The organism is Streptomyces sp. NPDC055506, from assembly GCF_053643595.1.
Map to the genome: position 1 here is coordinate 1 of NZ_JBSHKH010000259.1, position 3,202 is coordinate 3,202.

The 3,202-nt window shown below is 67.3% G+C and carries 4 protein-coding genes; 1 reads left to right on the forward strand and 3 read right to left on the reverse strand.

Annotated features, from left to right (window positions below):
- Positions 1-17 precede the first annotated feature (17 nt).
- The 3 genes from ACWIF2_RS40340 to ACWIF2_RS40350 all read right to left on the reverse strand — a co-directional run bounded on the left by ACWIF2_RS40340 (position 18) and on the right by ACWIF2_RS40350 (position 2,095).
- Complete coding sequence (locus ACWIF2_RS40340) at positions 18-524, reverse strand: HNH endonuclease (RefSeq protein ID WP_215122352.1); 507 nt, start codon at positions 522-524, stop codon at positions 18-20.
- Between the two features lie 208 nt (positions 525-732).
- On the reverse strand, positions 733-1,272 hold the full coding sequence (locus ACWIF2_RS40345; protein ID WP_391108327.1) for a YbhB/YbcL family Raf kinase inhibitor-like protein: 540 nt from the start codon (positions 1,270-1,272) through the stop codon (positions 733-735).
- Positions 1,273-1,312: 40 nt separating this feature from the next.
- Positions 1,313-2,095, reverse strand: coding sequence for a sporulation protein (locus tag ACWIF2_RS40350; RefSeq protein WP_189730189.1), 783 nt, complete (start codon positions 2,093-2,095; stop codon positions 1,313-1,315).
- Positions 2,096-2,241: 146 nt separating this feature from the next.
- Here ACWIF2_RS40350 and ACWIF2_RS40355 point away from each other — a divergent pair, with 146 nt between their 5' ends.
- The gene (locus ACWIF2_RS40355; RefSeq protein ID WP_454366650.1) at positions 2,242-2,883 is read left to right on the forward strand and encodes a DNA-3-methyladenine glycosylase; all 642 of its coding nucleotides are present in this window, start codon (positions 2,242-2,244) and stop codon (positions 2,881-2,883) included.
- Positions 2,884-3,202: the final 319 nt, after the last annotated feature.

Below are 3,202 nucleotides of genomic sequence, written 5' to 3' on the forward strand. Positions count from 1 at the left end.
CAGTCAGTCCATGACAGCTAGGCAGCGGGCTGCGCCAGCCACTCCGGCAGCGCGTCGAAGTCGTCCTGCCCCAGCGCCAGCAGCATCGCGTCCGCCGGCGTCGGCTCGAACGGCTCCTGGAGCAACGGCATACCCGCCTCCACCGGAGTCCGATTCGCCTTGCGGTGATTGTCCTCCGCACACGAGGCCACCGTGTTCAGCCACGTGTCCTGCCCGCCCCGCGACCGCGGCACCACGTGGTCGACCGTCGTCGCCCGCCTCCCGCAGTACGCGCACCGGTTCCGGTCCCGGACCAGCACACCCCGCCTCGACCACGGTGCTCGTCTTCGGAAGGGCACCCGTACGTACTGGCAGAGCCTGATGACTCGGGGCGCCGGTATGTCGACCGCGGCTCCCCGCATCCGCAGTTCGGGGTGGGCCTGCTCGACGACGGCCTTGTCCTGAAGCACCAGAACGACGGCTCGGTTCAGCGTTACCGTCGACAGCGGCTCGAAGCTCGCGTTGAGTACCAGCGTGTCCCGCATACCAGCCCACCTCCCGTGTGCACCGGCCCACCCCCTGGCGGGCTGGGATCAACTCTGGCCGGGCACGCCGAGATGGACAACGCAATATCTGCTGCTCTCACGGGGGGTGACCCCCGTGCCCCCGGCAACAAAAATGCCCGCTCCTGATCAATTCCAAGACCAGGAGCGGGCAAACGTTCTGTGAACGCTGGGATCGCCGGACGACGGCTCAGCCTTCGGCGGGCACCTCGTACTCACCGATCAGCTGGGCCCGCCCGATGGTGTGAAACCGCAGGTTGAAGCCCACGACGGCAGGCGAAGCCTCCGCATCCGGACCGAGCTTCTCCGAATCCACGGCGTACACCGTGAACACGTAACGGTGCGGGCCGTCCCCGGGCGGCGGCGCCGCACCACCGAACTCCTTGCTCCCGTAGTCGTTACGCGCCTGGATCGCGCCCTCGGGCAGACCCTCGAACGCACCGCTGCCCGCACCCACCGGGAGCTCCGTCACCGAGCCTGGAATGTCGAACAGCACCCAGTGCCAGAACCCGCTGCCCGTCGGGGCATCGGGGTCGTAGCAGGTCACGGCGAAGCTCTTGGTCTCGGGCGGGAAGCCCTCCCACCGCAACTGCGGCGAGGTGTTGCCGGCCGCGTAGACCTGAGCGTCCTGGAGCGTCGCACCCTCCTCGACATCCTTGCTCGTGACCGTGAACGACGGTACGGGCGGATGGAAGTCGTGGGGGAGCGGCCGCCGCTTGAGCTCGGTCACCTCGGTACCTCCTGATCGTTTCGTTCAGTCAGTCCCGAGCCTAGAACCAGTTGCGCTTGCTGCCGACCTCGGACAGCCACTGGTTGAGGTACGCGGTCCAGTCGGTGCCCTGGTAGTCCTGGAGCCCCACCTTGAACGAGCGGAAGGTGTCGCTGCCCTCGCTGAACAGCCCCGGCTTCTTGTCCATCTCGAGCACCACGTCCATGGCTTGCTCGTCGGCCACGAAGCTCAGCTCGACCTGGTTCAGCCCCCGGTACTGCTGCGGCGGGTAGAACTCGATCTCCTGGTAGAACGGCAGCTTCTGCCGCGTACCCCGGATGACACCGCGCTCCATGTCCGCGTTCTTGAACCGGAAGCCCAGCTGGATGAACGCGTCCAGGATCGCCTTCTGCGCCGGCAGCGGGTGCACGTTGATCGGGTCCAGGTCACCCGAGTCCACGGCCCGCGCGATCTCCAGCTCCGTGGAGACACCGATGTGCATCGAGCGCAGCGCCTGCCCGTCGATCATCGTGATCGGGGTCTCCCACGGGATCTCCAGCCCGAACGGCACCGCGTGCACCGCGTTCGCCTGGAGCTCGAACGCCCCGCCCAGCCTCGACTTCGTGAACTCGATGTCCTGCTTGTACTCCTGGTCGCCGCTCTCCACCTCGACCTTGGCCTGCAGCCCGACCGAGAGCCCCTCGATCTGCTGGTTCACGGACCCGCCCTGGATCCGCACCTCACCCTGGACGACACCGCCCGGGACGACGTTGACCTCGTGCAGCACCGTCTCGACCGAAGCCCCGCCGGCCCCCAGGCTCGCGAGCAGCTTCTTGAACGCCATGTCTCTCCCTCTCGCCCACTACGGGTGGATCCTTGATCCGTACAAACGCGATCCGGCCGTGGCCGGTTCCATGCACGTACCCTGGCAAGGCAGGTACCCGCTGGCCACCCCGCCGCACCACCCGCCTTTTAGTACCCTCGGACGGCATGATCGCGACCCCCGACCGTACGCCCCTGTCCAGGGAGTTCTTCGACCGGCCCGTCCTCGATGTGGCCCCTGACCTCCTCGGCCGCATCCTGGTACGCACCACCCCGGACGGTCCGATCGCCCTCCGCCTCACAGAGGTCGAGGCCTACGACGGCTCGGACGACCCCGGTTCCCACGCCTATCGCGGTCGCACAGCCCGCAACGACGTGATGTTCGGTCCGCCCGGGCACGTCTACGTCTACTTCACCTATGGCATGTGGTTCTGCATGAACCTGGTGTGCGGTCCGGAGGACAAGGCGAGCGCGGTCCTGCTCCGCGCCGGCGAGATCATCGAGGGCGCCGAACTGGCCCGCACCCGTCGACTCTCGGCCCGCAACGACAAGGAACTGGCCAAAGGCCCCGCCCGACTGGCCACGGCCCTGGGCGTGGACCGCTCCCTGGACGGCACGGACGCGTGCACGCTCGGGGACACCCCCCTCCGCATGCTGACCGGCACTCCCGTGCCCTCCGACCAGGTACTCAACGGCCCTCGCACCGGGGTGTCCGGCGACGGAGCCGTGCACCCCTGGCGCTTCTGGGTTGCCGACGACCCGACGGTCAGCCCCTATCGCGCCCATGTCCCGAGGCGCCGCCGAAGTTGACGCGTCCCCGCAAGGTGCGTAATGTGGCCCGAGCCGCTGAAACGGGTACGGCAATCGCCAGCACCCGGAAGCGGCCAACCCACTACCTAGTCACCCCCCTCAGCAGGGGCGAATTCGGTGTGCCCGCATGCCTGAATTCGATGTCGACAGACTCGATTATGAGTTGGACGGCGAATCGGCTAACGTAGTGAATGTCGAAAGGCCGACAGGCGAAAGCCAAGGCCCCACGACAAATCCCGCCGACAGGGAATCGGATCGAAAAAGGATCTGATAGAGTCGGAAACGCAAGACCGAAGGGAAGCGCCCGGAGGAAAGCCCG

Excerpts from the sequence above, each read along its gene's own strand:
- ACWIF2_RS40340 (WP_215122352.1), bottom strand. The coding sequence starts at position 524 with ATGCGGGACACGCTGGTACTCAACGCGAGCTTCGAGCCGCTGTCGACG.
- ACWIF2_RS40350 (WP_189730189.1), bottom strand. The coding sequence starts at position 2,095 with ATGGCGTTCAAGAAGCTGCTCGCGAGCCTGGGGGCCGGCGGGGCTTCG.
- ACWIF2_RS40355 (WP_454366650.1), top strand. The coding sequence starts at position 2,242 with ATGATCGCGACCCCCGACCGTACGCCCCTGTCCAGGGAGTTCTTCGAC.